19 protein-coding genes are annotated in these 23,467 nt (G+C 73.8%); 10 read left to right on the top strand and 9 right to left on the bottom strand.

From position 1 onward, the window contains the following. Positions 1-51 precede the first annotated feature (51 nt). On the bottom strand, positions 52-1,311 hold the full coding sequence (locus ABTY04_RS09110; RefSeq protein WP_352212696.1) for an NAD(P)/FAD-dependent oxidoreductase: 1,260 nt from the start codon (positions 1,309-1,311) through the stop codon (positions 52-54). A 517-nt stretch (positions 1,312-1,828) separates the two neighbouring features. On the opposite strand from ABTY04_RS09110, the gene sigK reads away from it, so the two are divergent. From sigK to ABTY04_RS09090, 4 genes are all read left to right on the top strand, one after another. After that, complete coding sequence (gene sigK / locus ABTY04_RS09105) at positions 1,829-2,413, top strand: ECF RNA polymerase sigma factor SigK (RefSeq protein WP_502996592.1); 585 nt, start codon at positions 1,829-1,831, stop codon at positions 2,411-2,413. Continuing rightward, positions 2,410-3,159 carry an anti-sigma factor gene (locus ABTY04_RS09100; RefSeq protein ID WP_352212695.1) on the top strand — a complete coding sequence of 250 codons (750 nt, stop codon included), beginning with the start codon at positions 2,410-2,412 and terminating at the stop codon, positions 3,157-3,159. The genes sigK and ABTY04_RS09100 overlap by 4 nt, the downstream gene beginning before the upstream one ends. Positions 3,160-3,341: 182 nt before the next feature. Continuing rightward, positions 3,342-4,877, top strand: a complete 1,536-nt coding sequence (locus ABTY04_RS09095) for an alkaline phosphatase (RefSeq protein ID WP_352212694.1) — start codon at positions 3,342-3,344, stop codon at positions 4,875-4,877. A 66-nt stretch (positions 4,878-4,943) separates the two neighbouring features. Continuing rightward, positions 4,944-5,483 carry a hypothetical protein gene (locus ABTY04_RS09090; RefSeq protein WP_352212693.1) on the top strand — a complete coding sequence of 180 codons (540 nt, stop codon included), beginning with the start codon at positions 4,944-4,946 and terminating at the stop codon, positions 5,481-5,483. On the opposite strand, the gene ABTY04_RS09085 is transcribed toward ABTY04_RS09090, so the two are convergent. Further along, a complete protein-coding gene (locus tag ABTY04_RS09085) occupies positions 5,473-6,099 on the bottom strand; it encodes a helix-turn-helix domain-containing protein (protein ID WP_352212692.1) in 627 nt (208 codons plus the stop codon). The genes ABTY04_RS09090 and ABTY04_RS09085 overlap by 11 nt on opposite strands. Positions 6,100-6,176: 77 nt before the next feature. Here ABTY04_RS09085 and ABTY04_RS09080 point away from each other — a divergent pair, with 77 nt between their 5' ends. Beyond that, positions 6,177-7,151 (top strand): class I SAM-dependent methyltransferase, encoded by a 975-nt coding sequence (locus ABTY04_RS09080; RefSeq protein ID WP_352212691.1) that lies wholly within the window; start codon positions 6,177-6,179, stop codon positions 7,149-7,151. Next, the gene (locus tag ABTY04_RS09075) at positions 7,148-8,596 is read left to right on the top strand and encodes an MFS transporter (protein WP_352212690.1); all 1,449 of its coding nucleotides are present in this window, start codon (positions 7,148-7,150) and stop codon (positions 8,594-8,596) included. The genes ABTY04_RS09080 and ABTY04_RS09075 overlap by 4 nt, the downstream gene beginning before the upstream one ends. Before the next feature lie 4 nt (positions 8,597-8,600). Here ABTY04_RS09075 and ABTY04_RS09070 read toward each other — a convergent pair whose 3' ends face one another. Then, on the bottom strand, positions 8,601-11,825 hold the full coding sequence (locus ABTY04_RS09070; RefSeq protein ID WP_352212689.1) for an amidohydrolase family protein: 3,225 nt from the start codon (positions 11,823-11,825) through the stop codon (positions 8,601-8,603). A 235-nt stretch (positions 11,826-12,060) separates the two neighbouring features. On the opposite strand from ABTY04_RS09070, the gene pgm reads away from it, so the two are divergent. Beyond that, positions 12,061-13,701, top strand: a complete 1,641-nt coding sequence (pgm, locus tag ABTY04_RS09065; protein ID WP_352212688.1) for a phosphoglucomutase (alpha-D-glucose-1,6-bisphosphate-dependent) — start codon at positions 12,061-12,063, stop codon at positions 13,699-13,701. A gap of 79 nt (positions 13,702-13,780) precedes the next feature. On the opposite strand, the gene ABTY04_RS09060 is transcribed toward pgm, so the two are convergent. Next, positions 13,781-15,832, bottom strand: coding sequence for a calcium-binding protein (locus ABTY04_RS09060; RefSeq protein ID WP_352212687.1), 2,052 nt, complete (start codon positions 15,830-15,832; stop codon positions 13,781-13,783). Between the two features lie 228 nt (positions 15,833-16,060). On the opposite strand from ABTY04_RS09060, the gene ABTY04_RS09055 reads away from it, so the two are divergent. Next, positions 16,061-17,278, top strand: coding sequence for an FAD-dependent monooxygenase (locus ABTY04_RS09055; protein ID WP_352212686.1), 1,218 nt, complete (start codon positions 16,061-16,063; stop codon positions 17,276-17,278). 42 nt (positions 17,279-17,320) lie between these two features. Here ABTY04_RS09055 and ABTY04_RS09050 read toward each other — a convergent pair whose 3' ends face one another. Next, positions 17,321-17,701, bottom strand: coding sequence for a nuclear transport factor 2 family protein (locus ABTY04_RS09050; protein ID WP_352212685.1), 381 nt, complete (start codon positions 17,699-17,701; stop codon positions 17,321-17,323). Positions 17,702-17,916: 215 nt separating this feature from the next. After that, on the bottom strand, positions 17,917-18,441 hold the full coding sequence (locus ABTY04_RS09045; protein WP_352212684.1) for a hypothetical protein: 525 nt from the start codon (positions 18,439-18,441) through the stop codon (positions 17,917-17,919). A 400-nt stretch (positions 18,442-18,841) separates the two neighbouring features. Between ABTY04_RS09045 and ABTY04_RS09040 the strand changes: the two genes are divergently transcribed. Next, on the top strand, positions 18,842-19,576 hold the full coding sequence (locus tag ABTY04_RS09040; RefSeq protein WP_352212683.1) for an SOS response-associated peptidase: 735 nt from the start codon (positions 18,842-18,844) through the stop codon (positions 19,574-19,576). Positions 19,577-19,670: 94 nt separating this feature from the next. On the opposite strand, the gene ABTY04_RS09035 is transcribed toward ABTY04_RS09040, so the two are convergent. The 3 genes from ABTY04_RS09035 to ABTY04_RS09025 all read right to left on the bottom strand — a co-directional run bounded on the left by ABTY04_RS09035 (position 19,671) and on the right by ABTY04_RS09025 (position 22,939). Then, positions 19,671-20,891 (bottom strand): anhydro-N-acetylmuramic acid kinase, encoded by a 1,221-nt coding sequence (locus tag ABTY04_RS09035; RefSeq protein ID WP_352212682.1) that lies wholly within the window; start codon positions 20,889-20,891, stop codon positions 19,671-19,673. Continuing rightward, positions 20,888-22,222 carry an MFS transporter gene (locus tag ABTY04_RS09030; protein WP_352212681.1) on the bottom strand — a complete coding sequence of 445 codons (1,335 nt, stop codon included), beginning with the start codon at positions 22,220-22,222 and terminating at the stop codon, positions 20,888-20,890. The genes ABTY04_RS09035 and ABTY04_RS09030 overlap by 4 nt, the downstream gene beginning before the upstream one ends. A gap of 183 nt (positions 22,223-22,405) precedes the next feature. Then, entirely contained in the window at positions 22,406-22,939 is a 534-nt protein-coding gene (locus ABTY04_RS09025; RefSeq protein ID WP_352212680.1) for a DUF5133 domain-containing protein, read from the bottom strand. A 271-nt stretch (positions 22,940-23,210) separates the two neighbouring features. Here ABTY04_RS09025 and ABTY04_RS09020 point away from each other — a divergent pair, with 271 nt between their 5' ends. Next, positions 23,211-23,462, top strand: a complete 252-nt coding sequence (locus tag ABTY04_RS09020; protein WP_352212679.1) for an EF-hand domain-containing protein — start codon at positions 23,211-23,213, stop codon at positions 23,460-23,462. Positions 23,463-23,467: the final 5 nt, after the last annotated feature.

Here is a 23,467-nt window from a genome sequence, read left to right as displayed (position 1 = left end):
GGACCGGCGGGCTGCTCTCCCCGGGCGCCGCCACCGGGGTCACCACGGGGGTCACCACCGGACGCCCAGCGCCGCGGCGGCCTGCACGCCCGATCGGCAGCCGTCCTCGTGGAACCCCCACCCGTGGTAGGCCCCGGCGAACGTGGTGACCCGCGTGTTGAGGCGGGGCAGCGCACGCTGCGCGGCCACCGACTCGGGTGTGTAGACGGGGTGCGCGTAGTCCATCCGGGCCAGGACGTGCTCGGGGTCGATCAGGCCGCCCGCGTTCAGGCTGACGACGTACCCGGTGTCGCCCTGCAGCCGCTGGAGCCGTGTCATGTCGTAGCTGACCCGGACCCCTTCCGCCCCCGGACTGCAGTCGGCGAGGTGGTAGTTCCAGGAGGCCCGGGCCCGGCGAGACCGGGGCAGCAGGCCGGTGTCGGTGTGCAGCACGGTCGGGTTCGCCTCGTACCGGAAGGCGCCGAGGATCCGCCGCTCGTCCCGCGTGGGGTCGGCCAGCATGCGCAGTGCCTGGTCGGGGTGCGTGGCGATGACGACCGCGTCGTAGGCGTCGGTGGTGCCGTCCTCCGCACCCACCAGGACACCGCCCGGTATCCGGTCCACGCGTCTGACCGGGGTGGCGGTCCGGATGTTGCTGATCTCCTTGGCGGCCTTCTCCACGTAGGCCGCGCTGCCACCGGTGACGGTCTTCCACTGTGGGGAACCGCTCACGGACAGCAGGCCGTGGTGGTCGAGGAAGCGGAAGAGGTACGCGGCCGGGTAGTCCAGCGCGGTGTGCGCGGGGCAGGACCAGACGGCCGACACCAGCGGCGTGATGAAGTGGGTCACGAAGTACGGGGAGAACCCGCCGTCGGCCAGGAAGGCGCCGAGGGTGTGGTGCTCCGCACGGTCCGCGGCCAGCAGGCGGCGCGCGCGGCGGTGGAAGAGCGGTACTTCCGCCAGCAGCCGCAGGTACCGGGCCCGCAGGGCCGCCCGTCCGGTGAACAGGCCCGCAGGTCCACGGGCGCCGGCGTACTCCAGGCCGCAGCCGTCGCACCGCACCGACATGCTCATCTCGGAGTCCTGCGTGCTCACTCCGAGTTCGCGGAAGAGCCGGAGCAGCAGGGGGTAGGTGCGCTCGTTGTGGACGATGAACCCCGAGTCCACGCGCACCGTTCCACCGCCCGGGGAGGGCAGTTCATGGGTGTGGGCGTGGCCTCCCAGCCGGGGGGCCGCCTCGTACAGCGTGACATCGCACGCCTTCTGCAGGACGTAGGCGGCGGTCAGTCCCGCCACCCCGCCGCCGATCACGGCCACACTCTGCGTTCGCACAGCTGCTCACTCCCGACCGGTCGCCGCGCCGTCGTCCGAGACGGCGTCTCACTTCTGCTTCGCAGCCGGAGCGCCCGCGGATTGGTTCCGGTTGCCGGCAAACGGAAATCGGCGCACCGCAGACAGCGTTCACCGCCGTCCCGTCAACTGCGGCTCACCGTCGAAGACCCGGACGGACCGCGCCTTCACCGCCCTCTTCGTCGCCGGACCCCGCCCGGGTGGGCGGAAACGGACCGTTTCACCCGATCGGGTGCGCACCGATCGGAAATTGCCGGACGAGCAGGCCAATCCGTACGGATGTCCGCTCCGAAGTCCGGTCAAGAACGCGAACCTGGCACCATCCGGAGCGGTCGGCCTTGTTTGTGGAAGGGCCGGCCCTTTCGACACGAAGGACAGTCATGCGATGGACGGACCCCGGCGGACCATCCGCCACCACCGGGCGTCACTGCACCCCGCACCCGCACCCGCGGACGCACCTGCGTCCGCGTCCGCATCCGCAGGGAGGGGCGAGTACCAGGTGAGGCAAACGCTGCCCTTCGGCGTCCCCGACGCCACGGGGCCCCGGCTCGAAGAACTGATGTCCCGGGTGGCCCGCGGTGACAAGGACGCCTTCTCCGCCCTCTACGACGCCTTGTCCGGGACCGTCTTCGGGCTGGTCGTCCGGGTCGTACGCGACCGCGCCCAGTCCGAGGAGGTGGCGCAGGAGGTGATGATCGACCTCTGGCGGCAAGCCGCCCGCTACCGGCCCGAACAGGGCAGCGTGCTCACCTGGGCCGCCACACTCGCCCACCGCCGGGCCGTCGACCGGGTCCGCTCCGCCCAGGCCGCGATCAACCGTGAACAGGACCAGGCCGCCCGCGAACAGGCGCGCCCGTTCGACGAGGTGGCGGAACAGGTCGAAACGCGTCTGGAGAGCGAACAGGTGCGGCGCTGCATGCGCGGCCTGACCGAGATCCAGCGCCAGGCCGTCACCTTGGCCTACTACCAGGGACTGACCTACCGCGAGGTCGCCGAGACCCTGCGCACACCGCTGCCCACGATCAAGACACGCATGCGCGACGGGCTCATCCGGCTGCGCGACTGCATGGGGGTGACCGCATGAAGCACGACGGGGAACTGCACACCCTCACCGGCGCGTACGCCCTCCACGCCCTCGCGCCGACGGAGCACGAGGCGTTCACCGCGCACCTCGCGGACTGCCCCTCCTGCCGGCAGGAAGTGGCCGAATTCTCCGCCACCGCCGCCCGCCTGGCCGCCGCGGCCAGCGCGCCGCCGCCCGCGCGGATGAAGGACGCGGTCCTGTACGGCATCGACTCGGTACGCCAACAGCCCCCGCTGGTTCCCGCGACGGGCAGGCCGACGACGCTGGCAGCCGTCCTGCGCCGCAGGGCCTTCTCGCTGGCCCTCGCCGCGAGCCTCGCGGCGGCGGCCGTGCTCGGCGGCGTCAGCGTCTGGCAGAACCAGCGCACCGAGGAGGCCCGGCAGCAGGCCCAGGCGTCCGAGCGCCAACTGCAGGACCTCGGTGCCGTCATGGCCGCCCCGGACGCCCGCACGGTGCGCGGCCGCACCACCGGTGGGGCCGCCACCTCCGTGGTCAGCTCCAAGCTGCAGAACAGGGCCGTCTTCATCGGTTCCGGGCTCCCCGACCCCGGCGAAGGCAGGACGTACCAGCTCTGGTTCGACGACCACGGGAGCATGCGCCCCGCCGGGCTGCTGGCGCACGACGGGGCCACGCTCATGCAGGGCGGCATCCAGGGGGCCTCCGGAGTGGGGCTCACCGTCGAACCCGCCGGCGGATCCGCCCAGCCCACCACCCGCCCCGTGATGCTCCTCGCCCTGCCCGCCTGACCGCCGCACCCGTACGCGGGCACCGCCTCGCCGCGGGCCGGGAGCCACCCGGCCCGCGGCGAGGCGCACGGCGTACGGGCCCGCTCCGTTCGACTCGGCGCCACCCTTCGATCGCTGCGCGTTCATATGACCCTCCTACGGTCGGCATGCCCGAGCAGCACTTCCGAGGGGATCTCCCACACATGCGTCGCAGTCCCGCAAAGACGTTGACCGTCCTGGCCATTGCCGGTGCCGTGGCCGCCGGTACGGCCGTCACCGCCAACTCCGCCACCCAGCAGGGCGATCAGGGGAGGGAGATCCACAACGTCATCTACCTCCTCGGCGACGGCATGGGCCGCACCCATGTCACCGCCGCCCGCGACCGGTACTACGGCCCCGGCGGCAAGCTCACCATGGAGAGCCTCCCGTTCACGGGCGCCGTCGCCACGTACGCGGTGGAGAAGGGCAGTCAGAAGCCCGCGCTGGTCACCGACTCGGCCAGCTCCGCCACCGCCTGGTCCACCGGCGTCAAGACGTACAACGCGGCCATCGGTGTCGACTCGTACGAGAAGAAGGCCGCCACGCTGATGGAGCAGGCCAAGGCGGCCGGCTTCGCCACCGGCAACGTCTCCACCGCTGAGGTCACCGACGCCACCCCGGCGGCGCAGTTCAGCCACGCGCTGCTGCGCGGCTGCCAGGGCCCGGTGTACTCCGATGCCGCCTGCCTCCCCAAGAAGGAGGACGGCACGTACGAGCCGGCGCCCCAGGACAAGACGCTGATCACGCCGATCGCCGAGCAGATAGCCCGCAACGGCACCGCCGACGTCATCCTTGGCGGCGGCCTCGCCCGCTTCGAGCCGGACGACCAGAAGGCGCTCCAGGCCCAGGGCTACCAGGTGCTCGGCAGCTTCGGCGACCCGGCGCTGCCCGCCCAGACCGCCGCCAGCCAGAAGGTCGCCACCAAGGCGGACCTGGACAAGGCCAACGGCAAGAAGGTCGTCGGTCTCTTCAACCGCGGCAACCTGACCGTCGAGCAGGCCAAGGCGGGCCTGCCCGCCGACGCTCCGCAGAAGCAGGAGCCGACGCTCGCGGACATGGCCAGGAAGTCCATCTCGCTGCTGACCGACCGCAAGCAGCAGGACCGCAAGAAGAACAAGGGCTTCTTCCTCCAGATCGAGGGCGCCCAGATCGACAAGCGCTCGCACGCCAACGACGCCGCGCAGACCCTCGCCGAGGTCAAGGGCTTCGATGACGCGGTCAAGGCCGCGTACGAGTTCGCGAAGAAGGACGGCCACACCCTCGTGATCGTCACGGCGGACCACGAGTGCGCCGGCTTCAACATCATCGAGAAGGGCACCTACACGAACGCCGAGGCCGTCGCGCCCCCGGCCAACGTGGACGCCGGCAACCCGGCGAACAACAGCACCCCCTCGCGCACGGCCTCCGGCGCCAAGGACCCGGCCCGCTCCAGCGGTGCCGTCAACGGCGCGGGTTCGGGCGACGCGAAGAACTTCGCGCCCGCCACGTTCCGTACGCCCGACGACCCGGCGGGCGTCAAGGACGGCAGCCCGGACGCGAGCCTGTGGCTGACGTACCTGTCCGGCAACCACACGGGCGCCGACGTGCCGATCTTCGCCTACGGCCCCGGCGGCAGCGCCTTCGCCGCCAGCCAGAACAACACGGAGCTGTACGGGAAGATGTACCGCGCGCTGTTCAGCCGGTCTCCCCAGCAGCACTGACCTTCGGGCAGCCGGGGCCGGGAGGGGCACGTCCCTCCCGGCCCCGGCCCCTCCAGGAGCGTACCGATGAGACACCTCTCCCGCAGGGCGGCCGCCACGCTGGCCACCGCCGCCTTCCTCGTACTCGCCGTCGGCTGCTCGGCCGGCCCGGACGGCGCCGCCGCCGGGAAGCCGGCCGGCTCCGCCGCCCCGGTGGCCCTGCCCGCGCCGAGCGGCGCACCCGCACCTGCCGCGGTCCTCGCCGCGCCCGCCAAGGCGGGCGAAGTCCGCGTCGAGCCCGGCCCGTTCACCGACCGGGTGCAGTTGACGGCGCTCACGCTCACGCCCGCCGGGAAACCGGGCATCAGCGGGCATCTCGCGATCACCTCGGACGTCAGCGACGTACTGAGCCTGGACCTGCGCGCCGCGTACTACGACGCGGACGGCCGGCTTCTGGGGACCGGCACCTTCCACTACCAGGAGGAAGGCGCGGACACGCCCGGCGGCGACCACCACCTGGGCCCGCGCGCGGGACATGACGGGATCGACTTCACCGTGCCCGCCGATCAGCTCACCGGCGTCCCGTCGAGCGCCGTCCTCTCCCTCCCGGTCCTCGTCAACGAGTAGCGTCCGGCGTGCGGGGCTGCTCCGCCCCGGCGCCGGGGCGTGGCTTCGCCCGGACGTGCATGCGTTCGCCCTGCCTCCCGAAGAGGCTGAGGATCTCCACGGGCCGGCCGTCGGCGCTGCTGAACCAGTGGGGCAGCCGGGTGTCGAACTCGGCGACCTCGCCGGGGCCGAGGACCAGATCGTGCTCGGAGAGCACCAGCCGCAGCCGCCCCTCCAGCACGTACATCCACTCGTAGCCCTCGTGGGTCCGCAGATCCGGCTCGGCACCCCGGTCGGTGATGATCATCTTGTACGCCTGGAGAGGGCCCGGGGTCCGGGACAGGGGGACGAACGTCCCGCCGTTCGGCAGAGCGCGAGGGGTCAGCCGGACCCGCGGGTCCCCCACCTCGGGTGCGCCCACCAGGTCGTCCAGCGGAACGGCGTACGCGCCGGCGAGCGGCAGCAGCAGTTCCAGGCTGGGGCGCCGCTGCCCGGACTCCAGCCGGGACAGCGTGCTCTTGGAGATGCCGGTCGCCTCGGAGAGCGCGGCCAGGGTGAGACCGCGCTTGGCACGCAGCCGTTTCAGCCGGGGCCCGACCTCGTCGAGGACCGCTTGGTACGGCAGTGGTTCGTCCATGGGGGCATTCCACCCCGCTGTCCCGGAAACGGCAACAAGAGTTGTCGCGCAGTCTCCGCGGAGGCAGTCTCCGAGGCATGAGCGCACACAGCGATACCGGACCCGCACACGGCCACAAGCACGGCCACGACCACGGACGCGGCCACGCACACCAGACCACCGACGCCGACTGGGACGCCATGGCAGAACGGCTGGAGGCCGGAGGCGAACTGCAGCTCCCCGTGCTGCGCCGGACGGCGGCCCGGCTCGGGGAGCTGCTCGGTCCCTCCGCGGAGGTCCGGCGCATCCTCGACATAGGCAGCGGCCCCGGCGTGATGACCTGCGTGCTCGCCGGGGCCTTCGCAGGCGCCGAGACCGTCGCCGTCGACGGCGCGCCCGGACTGCTGGACCGCACCCTGTCCCGCGCCGAGCGGCTCGGCCTCGACGGCAGGGTGGCCGTCCGGCACGCGGACCTGCCCGAAGGCCTGCGCACCGGTGACGGGCCCGGGGCGGACGGCCTCGGCACCGCGGATCTGATCTGGAGCAGCAAGGCCGTGCACCACCTCGGCGACCAGCAGGGCGCACTGGACGCCCTGGCCGGTGCACTGAAGCCCGGCGGGCTGCTCGCCGTCGCGGAGGGCGGTCTGCCGATGCGCTGCCTCCCGCGCGACATCGGGATCGGCGCACCCGGCCTCCAGGCCCGGCTCGACGCCGCCCAGGAGAAGCGGTTCGCGATCATGCGCTCCGAGCTGCCCGGCAGCACCCCCGCCGTCGAGGACTGGCCCGCGATGCTCCGCCGCGCGGGGCTCACCCGGGTCGGGAGCTTCACCTTCCTCCTCGACCTGCCGGCCCCGCTGGGCGGGACGGCCCGCGCCTTCCTGCACGACCAGCTGACGCGGCTGCGGGAGATCGCGGGCGACCTCCTGGACGCGCAGGACGTCGAGACACTCGACGTGCTGACCGATCCCGGGTCGGCGCAGGGCATCCTGCACCGGCCCGACGCCTTCCTCCTGTCCGCCACCACGGTCTTCACCGGCGTGCGCACGGCCACTGCGGAAGGGAGCGCGCGATGAAACTGCTCGATGCGGGACGCGTCGAGGCGGTGGCCGCGACCGCCGGACGGACGGTGCCCCCGGTCCGGTGGGCACTCGCCGGCCTCTCCCTGTCCATGCTGCTGTCCTCGCTCGGCACCAGCACCGCCAACGTCGGCCTGCCGACGCTGGCGCAGGTCTTCGACGCCTCGTTCCAGCAGGTCCAGTGGATCGTCCTGGCCTATCTCCTCGCCATCACCACCCTGATCGTCAGCGTCGGCCGGCTCGGTGACATGATCGGCCGCCGCAGGCTGCTCCTGTCCGGGATCTCCCTGTTCACGGGGGCCTCGGTACTGTGCGGCCTCGCACCCTCGCTCTGGCTGCTGATCGCCGCCCGGGCGGCGCAGGGACTCGGAGCGGCCACCATGATGGCCCTCGCCATGGCGTTCGTCGGAGCGACGGTCCCGAAGGAACGGACCGGCAGCGCCATGGGGCTGCTCGGCACCATGTCCTCGGTCGGCACGGCCCTCGGCCCCTCCCTCGGCGGTCTGCTCATCGCCGGACCCGGCTGGCGCGCGATCTTCCTCGTCAACGCCCCGCTCGGCGTCCTCGCCCTCCTCCTGGCCCACCGCCACCTGCCCCCCGGCCTGCAGGGGACGAAGACCGGCCGGGGCCGCTTCGACCACGTGGGCACGCTGCTCCTCGCGCTGACACTCGGCGCCTACGCGCTGGCCATGACCGTCGGGCGCGGCGGTTTCGGTCCGCTGAACGCCGCCCTGCTGGCTGCCGCCGCCGTCGGAGTGGGCCTGTTCGTACGGACCGAGGCGAGGGCGGCATCCCCCTTGATCCGGCCGGCCGTTTTCCGCGATCCGCTGCTGAGCGCGAGCCTCGGCATGAGCGCGCTCGTCTCCACCGTCATGATGACGACGCTCGTGGTCGGCCCGTTCTACCTCTCCCGCGCACTCGGGCTCGACGAGGCCCCGGTGGGACTGGTCCTGTCGGCCGGTCCGCTCGTCGCCGCGCTGACCGGTGTGCCCGCAGGCCGTGTCGCGGACCGGTTCGGCGCACAGCGCATGACGTTCGCGGGGCTCGCCGTGGTGGCCGCGGGCTGCGCTGCCCTGTCCCTCACGTCGGAGACGCTCGGCGTGGCCGGCTACCTCGTCCCCCTCGTGGTCACCACCGCCGGCTACGCGCTGTTCCAGACGGCCAACAACACCGCCGTCATGGCCGGTGCCGACGCGGACCGGCGGGGCGTCGTCTCCGGCGTGCTCAACCTCTCGCGCAACCTCGGGCTCGTCACCGGCGCATCCGTGATGGGAGCCGTGTTCGCGCTCGCATCGGCGACGACCGACGTCGCGACGGCTCAACCCGGGGCCGTGGCCCACGGCATGCGGATCACGTTCGCCGTGGCGGCGACGCTGATCGTCGCCGCCATCGCCCTCGCGGTGGGAGGCCGCGCCCTCGCCCGCCGCAGCCCGGGCGGATGACCGCCTACCCCGCGCCGTGGCAGCACCCGTCGCGCAGCATCAAGTGCCGTTCCCGGCGCCAGTCCACGGGGTCGTCCTGCCGCCGGGCCGCCGGGGCGAAGGCGGCCACGAGGTCGTCGGTCGCGTGGGGTACGCCGCCCCTGAGGACGCCGGAGGTCCGCACCAGGGCGTCGAAGTCGGTGAACGGGTCTCCGTCCACGAGGGTGAGGTCGGCGATCATGCCGGGCCGGACCGTGCCGAGTTCGTGGCCGAGCCCGAAGAGCCGGGCCGGCAGGACGGTCACCGTGCGCAGGGCCTCGGCCGGGGACAGCCCGCCCCGGTACAGGGCGCGCAGCCCCATGTGCAACGACAGCCCGACCGGGACCAGCGGCGAGTCCGTGCCGAGCGCGACCAGGCCACCCGCGGCCAGCAGCCTCTGGTAGACGTCGGTCTCCCTGCGCAGCGTCGCAGACTGCGCCGCCGTCGGCGCCGTCCCGGCGGACCGGCGGACCAGGTCGGCATCCCAGGGCGCCATGACCGCCGTGACCCGCCGGTCCTCGGCCAGTCCCGGATCGGCTCCCAGCAGAGGCATCGCCGCGAAGGGCGTGGCGACCAGGGCGAGCCGGCCGGCGCCGGCGCCGTAGATCTCCGTCACGTCATGGAACGAGCGGCCTGATGCCGTCCGGGCATGCCCCGCCTCGGCCCGCTCCGTGGCCTGGAGATGGGTGGTCAGATCCTGTCCCAGCTGGAGGGCCAGGGACGCCAGATGGCTTCCGCACCGCACGCCGAGCCGGCCGTGGGCGAACCGGGCGGCCTGCTCCATCACCCAGGAGGGCGCCCGCACATAGGTCTTGACGAAATCCCAGTCGAGCGCGGCGCCCCGCTCCAAGGACCGCCGCAGCCCCGCCTCCGTGCGGTGGGCGCGCCCCATGCTGTACGCGACGCGCGCCCCGTCGAGGAGCTCACCGCTGGTCAGGAGCCGCGGTCCGGCGAGCTGCCCGGAGGCCACGGCCTCGCGGATCCGGGCCTGTTCGTACGCGAACCCGCCGAGGGAGACGGCGGTGGTGATCCCGTACGTCAGCTGGCCCACGCTCTGGCGCCCCCCGTACGTGCTCTGCCACGGGTGCGTGTGGGTGTCCCACAGGCCGGGGAGGACCGTCCCGGCCGAGGCGTCGATGCGCCGTGCGCCCCGTGCCGCCGGGCGGGACGCGCGGTGGGGTTCGACGGCGGCGATGCGTCCGGAGCGCACGAGGACGTCCACGTCCTCCAGCACCCGCTCGCCCGTCCCGTCCCACAGCCGCCCGGCATGCACGACCGTGTCCGCGGGCACGGGCCGGCACTGGTCGAGCGGCACGCGGACGGTCCTCGGCGGACCGCCGTCCACGCCGATCAGGCGAAGTCGGGCCCCCGAGAGGTACAGCAGCGTCTTCGAGTCGGCGGACCACGAGGGATGGTCGGCGGGTTCTGCCGCCAGGGTGCGCAGCGCGCCCCGCGGACTGCCGTCGGGCGCGACCGGCAGCAGGCACAGTGCGGATTCGACGATCACCGCCATGAAACGGCCGTCGGGCGACCAGACGGGCCCGCTGTCGTGCCGGTCGGCGACGGAGACATGGGGGGCCACGGGATGCAGGCGGTCGGATCCCGTGGCCGTGTCGACCACCCGGATCAGGTTGTAGCCCTCCCTGAACCGCATGTTGAGCCGGTTGCGGTCGCACAGGGCGATGCGCGATCCGTCGGGCGACCAGCTGGGCCGTCCCGGCAGCCCGCCCCCGCCGAGCGGCGTGGCGAGGACGTGCTCCGTGCCGTTCGCCAGGTCGCGGACGACGAGCCGGCCGACCAGGTCGAGGCACGCGAGCCGCCGCCCGTCGGGCGACAGAGCCGGGAACACCCGGCCGCCCGACGCGAGGGTGTTCTCCGCTCCCGTGGCGAGGTCCCGCCGGTGGACTCCCATCAGCCCGTCGCGGTCGTCGCAGTACAGCAGCGAACGCCCGTCGGGCGCCCATGACGGGGCGAGCAGATAGCGGGTGGGGGCCGCCTGCCGCAGCCGCCGGGGCGGGCGCCCGCCCGAGGTGCCGCCGAGCCACAGCGAGTTCAGGGCGGCGAAGGCGACGTACCGGCCGTCAGGGGACAGCGCCGGCAGATGAACACCCCGGACCGGCCGAACGCGCCCCTCCCCGCCGAGGTCGTACTGCTTGACCCGGTAGCGCGGCCGCTGCGCCGCCAACCGTGCGCGGAACGGGATCGGCCGGGGCGCCTCGGACCGCTGCGGGCGGACGAGGGTGAACCGGCCGTCGACCGTGACCAGCAGCTCCCCGGCGGCCGTCCACCGCGGAGGCTGGGCCGCGACATCCCCGGCGAGCGGCACCGGCCGGCCGTCGACGACGAGGACGCACGAGGCGTTCGGCGGGGGCGTGGTCCGCAGCCAGGCCGTCCGGCCGCCGTCCGGCGCCACGGCCGGCGCCAGGATCTGCGCGCCGGGTTCCTCCTCGGTGAACGCGACGGTGACCGGACCCGACCGGTCCGCCGGGACGGACACGATGGTCCGGGCATCCGCCACGGGTCCGGTCGCGGCAGTCGCCACCGCCGCCCGGACGAACAGGATCCGCTTCCCGTCCCCCGACCATGCGGGGTCGAAGTCCTCCCACGCCCCCGCTTGCAGCGGCCCGCCCTGCCCGGCCAGTCCGCTCACCCGGGTGAGCGCGCCGGTCCGCAGATCCAGCACATGGATGCGATACGGAGCCCCGCCGACCGGATCCCCGGCGCGTTCGGAGGCGAAGGCGATGCGCGTGCCGTCGGGCGACCAGGCCGGCCCCCGGTGGTCGAACGGGCCCTCGGTGCGCTGCCGCAGACCGGTGCCGTCGGGGCGCATGGTCCAGATGTGGTACGTGCCGCTGCCGTAGGCGCAGAACGCCACGAGCGAGCCGTCGGGGGAGTGCACGGGCCGGCTCGCCTCCAGGGCCGCCCCGGTGAGCGGCACGGCGTCGCCCCCGGAACCGGACACCGACCACAGCACGTTGTGGATCTCGGCGATCAGCCGGTCCCCGCCCGGCGACAGGCTCGCCGCACCGTTCGTGGCCGCCGTGAGGATCAGCGGGGCGGGCGGGCCCGGAGCACCGACCGTACGGGGGCGGGCCGCCGCGGAGCCCGCACCGAGGACCTCCGCGGCACCTGCCGCACCGGCAGCACCCGCGGCCGCGAGCACCCGGCGCCGGGACAGGATCTGCGGGTCGGTGACGGTGTGGGCGTTCATCAGCTGCAACCGCTCCGCATCAGGGGGACCGGGGGTCCGGCGGTCCGGCTCCCGGGAGTTGTGCCACCCGGCTCAACGACCGGCCGCCTCCGCGGTCACCGGCTGGCGAAACGGGCCCGGTGTGCTCTGGCGCACAGCTGCGGGCCGCGTGGCGGTGCGGCGGTGCGGGCACGTTGAGGGGGCGACACAATGACCACTGTTGTTTTCTTTTGATCCAGTACGGAGGAGTGGGCGGATGCTCAACGAAAGAGCAGGACGGCAGGCGCGCCCGGAGGACCTGATCGACGTGGCCCGCCTCGTGACCGCGTACTACGCCCTGCACCCCGATCCGGCGGATCCCGGCCAGCGCGTCGCCTTCGGCACCTCGGGACACCGCGGCTCCTCCCTCGCCACGGCCTTCAACGAGGACCACATCGCCGCGACCAGCCAGGCCATCTGCGAGTACCGGGCCCGGCAGGGCATCGACGGCCCCCTCTTCCTCGGCGCGGACACCCATGCCCTGTCCGAACCCGCCCGGGTGACAGCCCTGGAGGTCTTCGCCGCCAATGACGTGACCGTGCTCGTCGACGCCGCCGACGGGTACACCCCCACGCCGGCGGTCTCGCACGCCATCCTCACCCACAACCGCGGTCGCACCTCGGCCCCGGCCGACGGAGTGGTGGTCACCCCCTCGCACAATCCGCCTGCGGACGGCGGCTTCAAGTACAACCCGCCGCACGGCGGGCCCGCCGGATCCGATGCGACCGGCTGGATCCAGGAGCGCGCCAACGAGATCATCGCCGGCGGCCTCAAGGAGGTCCGGCGGATCCCGTTCGCGCGGGCCACCGCGGCCCCGACCACGCACACGTACGACTTCCTCGGCACGTACGTGCGCGATCTGCCGTCCGTGCTCGACCTGGACGCCGTACGCGCCGCGGGCGTGCGCATCGGGGCCGACCCGCTCGGCGGGGCCTCCGTGGCGTACTGGGGGCGGATCGCGGAGGAGCACCGCCTGGACCTGACCGTGGTCAACCCGCACACCGACCCCACCTGGCGGTTCATGACGCTGGACTGGGACGGCAAGATCCGGATGGACTGCTCCAGCCCGTACGCGATGGCCTCGCTGATCGAGGGCCGGGACCGGTTCCAGATCTCCACCGGCAACGACGCGGACGCCGACCGGCACGGCATCGTGACCCCCGACGGCTCTCTGATGAACCCGAACCACTACCTCGCCACCGCGATCGAGTACCTGTACGGCCACCGCGAGCAGTGGCCGGCGGTCGCGGGCGTCGGCAAGACGCTGGTGTCCTCGGGGATGATCGACCGGGTGGCCGCCGACCTGGGGCGCGAACTGGTCGAGGTGCCCGTAGGTTTCAAGTGGTTCGTGGACGGGCTCTCCGCGGGCACCATCGGCTTCGGCGGCGAGGAATCCGCCGGAGCCTCCTTCCTGCGCCGCGACGGCTCGGTGTGGACCACCGACAAGGACGGCATCATCCTGGCCCTGCTGGCCTCGGAGATGCTGGCGGTGACGGGGCAGACCCCGAGCGAGCGGTACGCGAACCTCACGGCCCGTTTCGGCGAGCCGGCGTACGCCCGGATCGACGCCCCGGCCGACCGGGAGGAGAAGGCGGTGCTGAGCCGGCTGTCCCCCGAACAGGTCAGCGCCGACACCCTGGCGGGCGAGCCGGTCACGGCGGTGCTGACGGAGGCCCCGGGGAACGGGGCCGCCATCGGAGGCATCAAGGTCACCACCGAGCACGCGTGGTTCGCGGCCCGGCCCTCGGGCACGGAGGACGTGTACAAGATCTACGCCGAGTCCTTCCTGGGCCCCGACCACCTGGGCCGCGTACAGGAGGAGGCCCGGTCCGTCGTGTCGGCGGCGCTCGCCGGCTGAATCCCGGCCGCATGACGGGGAGCCCCTGGTACGGGCCGGTGAGGTACATCCGGGCCGGGTCGTACCAGGCGGCGGTACGTCAGGGACAGCCGATGCGGGTGTCTCCGGGGTCGGTCGTGCACGCGTCGTTGCCGGGCCCGCCGTTCGCCATGTCGTTTCCGGCGACGCCGTCGACCGTGTTCAGACGGTCGTCGCCGGTGTTGCCGGTCAGTGAGTCGTTGCCCGGGCCGGCGTACAGCGTGTCGTTGCCGTAGCCGCCGTCGACGGTGTCGTTGCCCGAGCCCGCGTAGACGGTGTCGTTGCCGTAGCCCGCGACGATGGTGTCGTTCCCGCCGAGGCCGCAGATCACGTCGTTGCCGGCCCCGCCGGTGAGCCGGTCCGCGCCGCTCGTGCCGATGACCGTGCAACCGTGGGCGTTGTTGACGGTGGTGGTCGCCGTGGCGCTGTCGTTGCCCGGTACGGGATCGGCCTCGGCGGCGTCCGCCGTGGCGGTGTCGGAGAGGGTCCCGGTGGCCTGCGGTTCGGCCACCACGGTCACCGTGGCGGAGGCGCCGGGGGCGAGGCTGCCCAGGGGGCAGCTCGCGGTCGTCGCCGAGGTCGTGCACGTCCCCTGGCCAGCAGCGGCGGAGAGGATCGATCCCGGCCCGGTGAGCGTGTCGGCCAGGGTGACGGCGGTGGCCGCGGTGGTCGTGCTCGTGTTGGTCACCGTCACCGTGTACGTCGCCTGGTCGCCGATGGCGACGCCGGCCGGACCGGTCTTGGTGACCCGCAGGTCGGCGCTGGGGGGCGGCGGCGGGGCGGCGGCGACCAGGTAGCGCGCCAGCACGCGGGCGTCACCGCCGCCGACGCCCGAGGCGAGGATCCTCCCGTCGGCCTGCACCGCCACGGAGCGCCCCTCGTCCCAGCCGTCGAAGCCGAAGTCGGTCGTGACGCGGCCGCCGGCACCGAAGCCGGGGTCCAGGCTGCCGTCGGGCTGGTAGCGGAACACCGCCAGGTCGCCGTTGCTGCCGCCTCCGGCGAGGATCTTGCCGTCGGGCTGGAGCGCGACGTCGTACGCCCGTCCGGAACTGGTGGTCACCCTTCCGCCCGTACCGAAGGCCGGGTCCGGGGTGCCGTTCGCGGTGTAACGGACCAGCGCGAAGTCGAGGTTGGCGTATCCGGTGGCCACGATCCGGCCGTCGGGCTGGACGGCCACCCCCTGCGCCGCGTCCTCACCGGGAGTGAAGGAGGCCGTCACCTGTCCGCCGGTACCGAAGCCCGTGTCCAGGCTGCCGTCCGTGTTGTAGCGGGCCAGGGCGAAGTCCGAGGCGTACTGGGGGCTGGTGTACCCGGCGTCCCCTGCGGCGACGATCCGGCCGTCGTCCTGCAACGCCAGGTCGTGGACCCGTCCGCCGCCCGCCGCGAAGGCGGTGGTCACCCGGCCGGCGGTGCCGAAGGAGGGGTCGGGGCTGCCGTCGGGGTCGAACCGGGCCAGCGCGAAACCGGCGCGGGTGAAGCCCGCGGCCACGATCCGGCCGTCCGCCTGGACCAGGACCTCGTCCGCGCCGGAGCTGCCCGCCGGGTCGAAGTCGGTGACGGCCGTGCCGCCACTGCCGAAACCGGTGTCCAGGCTGCCGTCGGCGTTGTAGCGCACCAGCACGAACCGGCCCCGGGTGCCGTCCGGCAGGTCGCTGCGACCGGCGACGAGGATCTTTCCGTCGGGCTGCACCGCCACCCCGCCGGCCTCGTCGTTGCCGCCGCCGACGTCGGTGACGGCCACTCCGTCCGTGCCGAAGCCCGTGTCAGGACTGCCGTCCGCGTTGTACCGGACCACGGCGAAATCACCCGGCCCCTCGAAGGCGTACGAGGTGCCGGCCGTGACCACCTTGCCGTCGGACTGCACGGCCATGCCCTGGCTGTCGTCGAAGGCGGACAGGTCGGTGACGACCTTTCCGCCGGTGCCGAAGGACGGGTCCAGGTCCCCTGGTGCGGCTCGCGCGACGCCGGGGAGCACCACCACGAGCGCGAGACTCGCGGCGACCGCCACCCCAGCCCGCACACCGGACCGGACGGCGGAGTGGAATACGGTCCCGACCGTGGACGCGGTGGACGGCGCGGCCGTGGTGGACGTGGACGTGCACGTGGTGGACATGAAAGACCCCTCAGTCTCCCGGTGACAGCCCACACCCTCCGGCCACCCCGCCACCGGGCCCGGCAGGCCCGGGCCGCGCTGCGTCCACTGGGGGGCAGGTTCCACCCGCGCGGGTGAGGGCCCCGCCCGCACACCGGCCGGGTGCCCGCCATCGCCCGAACCCCTCACCCCCGCCGGAAAGTCTCAGTAGGGTGGCGGAGCCCGGGAGATCACGCGGAGGGAGCGGGTATGCGAGGCGGCACGGTCGCAGTGGTGGGCGGGAGCATTGCGGGCTGCGCGCTGGCGTCGGCGGCGGCCCGCGCGGGCGCGGACCGGGTCGTGGTGCTGGAACGCACCCGCGGACGGCTTGCGGACCGGGGACTCGGACTGTGCATCCACGACGGGCGGGCGGCCGAACTCGCCGCCACCGGCGCGCTGCCCGCAGGCATCGCCGCGCACCGGCTGACCCGGCGCAGGTGGGTGGTCCGCGACGATGCGGCGGCCGGGCCGGCCGGGAGGGTGTTCTGGGAGCAGCCGTTCCCCTTCCACTCGTACCACTGGGGACTGCTGTGGCGCGGGCTGCGGGAGGCGATACCCGCCTCGGTGGTCTACCGGCAGGGCGTGGCGGTGTCGGGCGTGGCCGAAGCCGGCGAGCGGGCCGAGGTACGGCTCGCCGAAGGGGACGCCGAGCGGTTCGACCTGGTCGTCGGCGCCGACGGGTACCGCTCGGTGGTGCGGGAGGCGGTCTGCCCCGAATCCCGCCCGGCCTACGCCGGGTACGTCTGCTGGCGCGGGAACTTCGACGCCCGCCGTCTGGAGGCGCTCGGCGACGGCGGCTGGCCCGCCGAGTCGGTGACCACCGTCTGCTTCACCGGCGGGAGTTGCGTCGTCTACCGGATCCCCGGGCCGGACGGCCCCCGGGTGAACTGGGTCCTGTACGCCATGCCCCCGCAGACCGGACGGCTGCCGTTCGACGACCCGACGAGCTTCCCGCCGGGGCGGGTGACCGACGAACTCACCGCGCACCTGGCCGCGTTGCTCGACCGGGAGTTCCCGCCGTACTGGGCGCGGCTGATCGCGCTGACGGAGCCGGAGGACACCTTCGTCCAGCCCATCTACGACCTGGAGACCGCGCGTACGACGGCCGGGCGCCTGCTGCTCGCCGGCGACGCCGCGACCGTGGTGCGCCCGCACAACACCAGCGGGGCGGCCAAGGCGCTCCAGGACGCCACCGCGTTCGAGGACGCCTGGCGCCGGGCCGGCACCTGGGCCGAGCTGCTGCAGGCGTACCAGGCCGCCCGGGGCGCGGCGGGGCGCGAGATGGTCGCCCTGGCACGCCGCCTCGGCCGGGGCCAGGTGGAGCAGACCCCTGCCTGGGCCACGATGGACCACCGTGAGGCGCAGTCGTGGTGGCAGGGGCAGCTCGGCGGCGCCGCCGACATCGGCGGTCAGGCCATGAGACCGTAGCGGGCCTGCGGAGCGCCGCTGGCGGACCGCGTCCGAGCCGGGTCAGACGGTCTTGGCGTATCCGCAGGCCTCGGTGATCAGGCCGTTGACGACCCGCATCACGTTCACGCAGCGGACGTTGTCCTTGTCCCCGGGGCCGAAGACGAACCTCCAGCGGATCACGGACACCTCACCCGCGTCGAGTACGTCCTCGATCACGAAGGTGTAGGCGGGGTCGGTGGCGATCTCGGCCCAGAACCGGACGCAGTCCTCCGCGCCCTCCATCCGACTGCCGTCGGGCGCGGGGGAGACGCCCTCCATCACGCAGTCCTCGGCGACGAGGGCGGCGAGACCGGACGGGTCGTGGTGCTGGAAGACCGCGTTGAACCGCTCGATGACCTCGGCGGTGGTCAGCGGAGCCGATGCGGAAGCGGATGCGGACATGGTTCTCTCCTCCTGGGCCTGCCGGTCCGCCGTGGACGCGGACCGGCGTACGGGGACCGACTGCTGTACCGGGCAGGAGGATCGTCCGTCGCATCGCACCCGCCCGACAATTCCCCGCAGGGAATGACCCGGCCCGGTACGGCGCTCAGCGCACCCGGGCCGCCACCCCGTCGAGCATGCAGGCGAGACCGAGGAACGGCCATCCTGCGGCGGGCTCACATGAGGACCGGCGGCTCGGAGCGGCTGCACCCGTACCTGCCGGTCATGTCGTACTCGTGGCTGACCAGGACGACCGTGCGGCAGACGGAGCAGACGGTGCGCGTCGCGGGGTTCACCCGCAGGACGTACGTGTTCTCCAGCGCCAGGACGGCGTCGACGGTCTCCCGGCCGTGCTCGCCGATGCCCTGCTCGATGAACTCGAAGGCGCCGTACTGGGCCCCGCACTCACAGTCGATGCGGTTGGAGTACGCGGGCCCGATGTCCTTGATCCCCAGCTTCGAGGTGATCCTCTTCCGCTCCTCGCGCGATACGGGCTCCATGCCCCGGTCCTTGATCCGTTGGGGGCTCCAATACCACGACTTGAACGCGTCGGCCTGCTTCCGGGACAGGTAGAAGGTCACCGATCTGCCGGCCTTCAGGGCATCCTGCACGGCCGCCACGATCGCGCTGTCGTCCGCCGACATGACGACCTTGCCCTCGCCGACCATGGCATCGATCTTGGCGAACGAGCTGCTCTTCATCGGACGTCCTTCCAGGGGGCTCTCGGGTTCTCCGGCCCGCACGTCTGCGGACTACGCGGGCCCAGGCCGTTCGATGCTCACCCGCCGCCGTGCCGTAGGCCAGCCGGGGCGGGCGACCGGGGGGCGCCCGTACGAGCGGCGGGCAGGTGCGTGGCCGACGCATGGCTGACACGCTCCGGCGCCGGCCGGACCCGCCCGGCGACACACCGGTCACCGGGCCGGTCGGCGGCATTACGGCCTACGCTGGAGACGGCGGCCGTCCGCGGTGAGCGGCCCGGGCGGCCGCCCCGGTGGCTGCGGGCACGTACCCCTCCTTGAAGATCCCGCGCCCGCGGCGCCGGCCCGGCGGGGCGGGCGCGGGTGGGGCCGGGAGAGCCTGTGCGGTGGGAGAGTGGATGCCATGTGCGGTCGATATGCCTCCAGCCGCGCCCCCGAGGACCTGGCCGGCCTGTTCGAGGCCCGCTGGGATCCCCGGGAGACGCTGGCACCGAGCTGGAACGTGGCACCCACCGACCAGGTCTGGGCCGTCCTCGAACGCCCCGACCGAGGGACCGGGGAGGTGGAGCGGCGGCTGCGCACCCTGCGCTGGGGCCTGGTCCCGTCCTGGGCGAAGGACCCGGACGGCGGCGCCCGGATGATCAACGCGCGGGTGGAGACGGTGCACGAGAAACCGGCCTACCGCCGTGCGTTCACCCGGCGCCGCTGCCTGCTGCCCGCGGACGGCTTCTACGAGTGGCAGCCCGTGGCCGCCACGGCCACGGCGAAGGCCTACAAGCAGCCCTACTTCATCGCCCCGGAAGACGCCGGGGTGATGGCCATGGCCGGGCTGTACGAGTTCTGGCGCGACCCGGCCGTGGCCGACGACGACGACCCGGCCGCCTGGCTCGCCACCGCCACGATCATCACCACCGAGGCCGCCGACGAGGCCGGCCGGATCCACCCCCGCATGCCGCTGGCCGTGGCTCCCGCGGACCGCGACGCCTGGCTGGACCCCGCCCACCAGGACGTCCACGGCCTCCGGGCGCTCCTCCACACTCCGGCCGACGGCCGTCTGGACGTACGGGCGGTCTCGACGGCGGTCAACAGCGTCCGCAACAACGGCCCCGAGCTGCTGGAAGCCCCTGCCGCACGCTGAGCCCGCAGCGGGACGGCCGCCGGCGGGGCGGCACACGGCACGCGCCCGCGCACGGCGGTCAAAGACTCCCGGGGCTGCGGATTCTGCCGATGCCTCAGGAGGGGCCGGGCCGGGCGTCGGCCACCGTGGCCGCCGGACCCCGTACGACCAGGGCTTGCGGAGCGCGGCCCGGACGCGCGGGGAGGCGCAGCGGACGGCTGCCCGGAGTGAGCGACCCCAGCACGCGCGGCCCGACGGCGCCGGTGCACCCCGGCGCATTGCCCGGCAGGCCGTGCAGGGTGAGGTAGCCGAGCACCGCGAACGCGTAGGCCTCCTTCGCCTCCGCGGGCAGCCCCAGCTCCCGGGACGCCCGTACCGCGGTGCGGCCCGCCAGCTCGTCCCGGAGCATCGCCATCAGTGCCGGGTTGCGGACCCCTCCACCCGATACGAACACCTCGGTGGCCCCGAGCGGGCGCAGCGCGTCGGCCACCGTACGGGCGGTCAGCCGCGTCAGGGTGGCGACGAGGTCCTGAGGGCCGAGTTCACGGAACTCCGCCAGCCGCTCCCGGAGATAGCCCGCGTGGAACAACTCCTTGCCCGTCGTCCGGGGAGCCGGCATCCGGTAGTACGGCTCCCCCGAGAGCAGCCGCTCCAGCAGGCCCTCGTGCACGCGTCCGGCGGCGGCGAGCGCGCCGTCCGCGTCGTACGCGAGCCGCCCGCCGGTCAGTTCGGCGACCGCGGCGTCGATCAGCGCATTCCCCGGGCCGGTGTCGAACGCCACGGGATCGCCGCCCGCCGGGAGCACGGTGACGTTGGCGATCCCCCCGATGTTCAGGGCCGCGGGCACGCCGGAGCGCCCGCGCAGGAGCATCAGGTCGATCAGGCTCACCAGTGGTGCGCCCTGGCCGCCCGCCGCCACGTCCCGCGGCCGGAAGCCGGAGACGACCGGGCAGCCGCTGCGCTCCGCGATCCAGGCCGGCTCGCCGAGCTGCAGGGTGCCGTGGACCCGGCCGTCCTCGGCCCAGTGGTACACCGTCTGCCCGTGCGAGGCCACCAACTCGGCCCGTCCTGCGCACAGTTCCCGGTCGGCGCGGACGGCGAGCGCCGCGAAGGCCTGCCCGATCCTGGTGTCGAGGCGGCACACCTCGGCCAGGGTGGTGGCCGCGGGCGGCAGGGCCGCGGCGAGGGCCTGCCGTACGCCGGCCGCGTACGGCTCGCTGACCATGCCCAGCGGCACCAGGTGCAGCGTGCCGTCCTCGGTGCACGGTTCCAGGTCTGCGGCAGCGGCGTCGACGGCGTCGAACGACGTGCCCGACATCATCCCGATCACCCTCACCGCAGCGGCTCCCGGTGGTCGCGGCCGCGCAGGGTCAGCAGCGCGGGGCAGCTGAGGGCGCAGGCGCCGGCGGCGTAGTACGCGGGCACGGCGGTGTCTCCCGTTCTGGCGATCAGAGCGGTGATGACGAGTCCGGCGCAGCCGGAGAACACCGCGTTGGCGAGGGCGTAGGCCAGTCCGAGACCGGTGCAGCGGACCTTTCGCGGGAACATCTCGGCGAGCATGGCCGGTCCCGGTCCGGCCAGCAGGCCGACCAGCGCCCCCGCGAGCAGCACGGCTCCGGCTCTGGCCCACGGCGACGCGCCGGGGGACTGGAGCAGGTGCAGGAGGGGGAGGGCGAGCACCACGACGCCGAGGGCCCCGCACATCATCACCGGGCGCCGGCCGATCCGGTCGCTGAGCGCCCCGGCGGGCAGGATCGACGCCGCGAACCCGGCGTTGGCGAGTGCGGTGGCGAGCAGCGCCTCGCGGAGGGAGGCGCCCAGGGCCGTCTGGAGATAGGACGGCAGGACGACGAGGAACGTGTACCCGGCCGCCGACCAGCCCATGATCCGCCCGATGCCGAGTACGACGGCGCGCGAGAGCTCCCGGGCGCCGACCGTCTGGACCGCCTCGACCGGAGGGCCGGCTGCCGTACTGCGCGGCGGGGCAGCCCCGGGCGGCTCCTCCAGCGCCGTACGCAGCCACAGCGCCACCGCGCCCAGCGGCAGGGCCAGCAGGAACGGGATCCGCCACCCCCACGCGTGGAGGGCCTCGGCGGGCAGCGTGCTCGCCAGGGTGGCGGCCGTACCGGCCCCGGTGAGCAGGCCGAGCGCGACGGTGAAGGACTGCCAGGCGCCGTGGAGGCCGCGGCGGCCCACGGGCGCGTACTCCGTCATCAGGGCGACGGCCCCGCCGAACTCGCCGCCCGCGGAGAGCCCTTGCAGGATCCGCAGGAGCGTGAGCAGCCAGGGGGCGGCGGAGCCGATGGCGGCGCGGGTCGGCAGGAGGCCGATCGTCGCGGTGGCGAGGGTCATGAGGCAGACGACCGCGATGAGGGTGGGCCGCCGTCCGACGCGGTCGCCGAGCCGCCCGAACAGTACGGCGCCGACGGGCCGGAAGAAGAAGGCGAGTGCGAACGAGGCGTACGTCGCCACCAGAGCCTCGGCTCCGCCGCTGCCGCCGGCCCCGCTCGCGTCCGGCGTGAAGAAGTTCGCGGCGATGACCGTGGCCAGGCAGCCGTAGACGCCGAACTCGTACCACTCGACGAGGTTGCCGACCGAACCGGCGAGCAGCGCCCGACGGGACGTGCTGCGCCGGACGGCCGCAGGACGCAGCTCCAGAGGTCTCACCCGTGCTGCGTGCCCGCTCCGCCCCGCGGTGACGCCTGCGGACGCCTTGGTTCAGCAGATCGGCGGCGCCGGAGGCGGGCATGGGGGCCGGCGGGCCGCAGCCGCACGCCGTTCCGATGGTGCGGCACGCCGCCGCCCACTCGTGATCACTCCCATCGGCGATCGCGAAAGGCAGCCGCCGGACTACGGAATGTCGCACCTCGTGGTGGCCTGTTGCGGATACCGGTCCGCTCTGCCGCGGACGCCGGTGCCGAGCCACTCGGCGCCGACGAGCAGTTCGGCCGAGCGCAGTGCGGTGTAGGCGTTCCGCTGACCCATCAGGATGCACAGCGTGTACGTGGCGTCGTCGAGCTCGTTGCGGACGGCGAGGTCGTGGGGCGCGGCGAGGGCCCGGTGGCGCAGGCCGCGGTGCCGTTTCAGCAGCTCGCGGATGGCTTGCGGATCGGGGAGCAGCCGGGTGTACGGCTGCGTCACGGTCTCGGTGACGGACCGGGCCTCATCCATCGCGTTTTTTAGTGCCTTCCCGAGGGGGGCCCGGGGCGCGCGGCCCCCCGTCGGCGCGAGCACGGCTTCGGCCGTCTCCAGCGGGCCGGCGTCGGCGGCCCGCGCCGCGTCCGCCAGGATCCGCCGCGCGGTATCGGCCCCGCACGGAACCATCGCCATCAGGACGGTGACGGCCTGCTCCGCTGTGGCGTGCCGGGGTGGTGTCTCGCTCATCCGCCTGATTCCTCCGCTGCTGGGTCGGCATGTGCCGGCTGTGCGCTTCGTTGTGCGGGGTGTGTCCCGGCCGCGCGCACCGGGAGGCCCGAATCCTGCGGACGGGTGCCGCAGCCCGGTCCGCCGGCGCCGTGGCCCGTGGCCATACCGGGCGTCCGCCGCCCTCTCGCCCCCTCGCGTCCTCGGGACCCGCCCCCGTCGGCCGGTGTGGGCGGCGCCGTAGGCTGGCGGCAGGCAGCCCCTGCCGAATCCTTCCGGAAGGACGTACGTGATGAGTGCGAAGGCCCGCAAGCTGTTCGAGGCGCTCGATCTCAACCATGACGGCACCCTGACCCGCTTGGAAGTGATCACCGCCCTGCGGACGAAGGGCCCGACCCTCGCCGCCAACGGCGACCTGCCGTTCTGGGGCCTGGGCGACATCGACGCCTCGTCCGCGCTCTTCGACGCCGCCGACAAGAACGGCGACAACGTCCTGACGTTCGAGGAGTTCGCCCGGGAGGTCGACCGCCGCTTCGGCTGGTAGTCCCC

Source organism: Streptomyces sp. NPDC097981, assembly GCF_040302565.1.
Taxonomy (GTDB): domain Bacteria; phylum Actinomycetota; class Actinomycetes; order Streptomycetales; family Streptomycetaceae; genus Streptomyces.
This window is presented reverse-complemented; position numbering and strand designations above follow the sequence as displayed.

Bases quoted from the DNA above. Each gene is read 5' to 3' on its own strand.
- ABTY04_RS09080 (WP_352212691.1), top strand. From the start codon at position 6,177: ATGAGCGCACACAGCGATACCGGACCCGCACACGGCCACAAGCACGGC.
- ABTY04_RS09025 (WP_352212680.1), bottom strand. From the start codon at position 22,939: ATGAGCGAGACACCACCCCGGCACGCCACAGCGGAGCAGGCCGTCACC.
- ABTY04_RS09095 (WP_352212694.1), top strand. From the start codon at position 3,342: ATGCGTCGCAGTCCCGCAAAGACGTTGACCGTCCTGGCCATTGCCGGT.
- ABTY04_RS09020 (WP_352212679.1), top strand. From the start codon at position 23,211: ATGAGTGCGAAGGCCCGCAAGCTGTTCGAGGCGCTCGATCTCAACCAT.
- ABTY04_RS09045 (WP_352212684.1), bottom strand. From the start codon at position 18,441: ATGAAGAGCAGCTCGTTCGCCAAGATCGATGCCATGGTCGGCGAGGGC.
- ABTY04_RS09090 (WP_352212693.1), top strand. From the start codon at position 4,944: ATGAGACACCTCTCCCGCAGGGCGGCCGCCACGCTGGCCACCGCCGCC.
- ABTY04_RS09075 (WP_352212690.1), top strand. From the start codon at position 7,148: ATGAAACTGCTCGATGCGGGACGCGTCGAGGCGGTGGCCGCGACCGCC.
- ABTY04_RS09060 (WP_352212687.1), bottom strand. From the start codon at position 15,832: ATGTCCACCACGTGCACGTCCACGTCCACCACGGCCGCGCCGTCCACC.
- ABTY04_RS09055 (WP_352212686.1), top strand. From the start codon at position 16,061: ATGCGAGGCGGCACGGTCGCAGTGGTGGGCGGGAGCATTGCGGGCTGC.
- ABTY04_RS09040 (WP_352212683.1), top strand. From the start codon at position 18,842: ATGTGCGGTCGATATGCCTCCAGCCGCGCCCCCGAGGACCTGGCCGGC.
- pgm (WP_352212688.1), top strand. From the start codon at position 12,061: ATGCTCAACGAAAGAGCAGGACGGCAGGCGCGCCCGGAGGACCTGATC.
- ABTY04_RS09050 (WP_352212685.1), bottom strand. From the start codon at position 17,701: ATGTCCGCATCCGCTTCCGCATCGGCTCCGCTGACCACCGCCGAGGTC.
- ABTY04_RS09085 (WP_352212692.1), bottom strand. From the start codon at position 6,099: ATGGACGAACCACTGCCGTACCAAGCGGTCCTCGACGAGGTCGGGCCC.
- ABTY04_RS09100 (WP_352212695.1), top strand. From the start codon at position 2,410: ATGAAGCACGACGGGGAACTGCACACCCTCACCGGCGCGTACGCCCTC.
- ABTY04_RS09070 (WP_352212689.1), bottom strand. From the start codon at position 11,825: ATGAACGCCCACACCGTCACCGACCCGCAGATCCTGTCCCGGCGCCGG.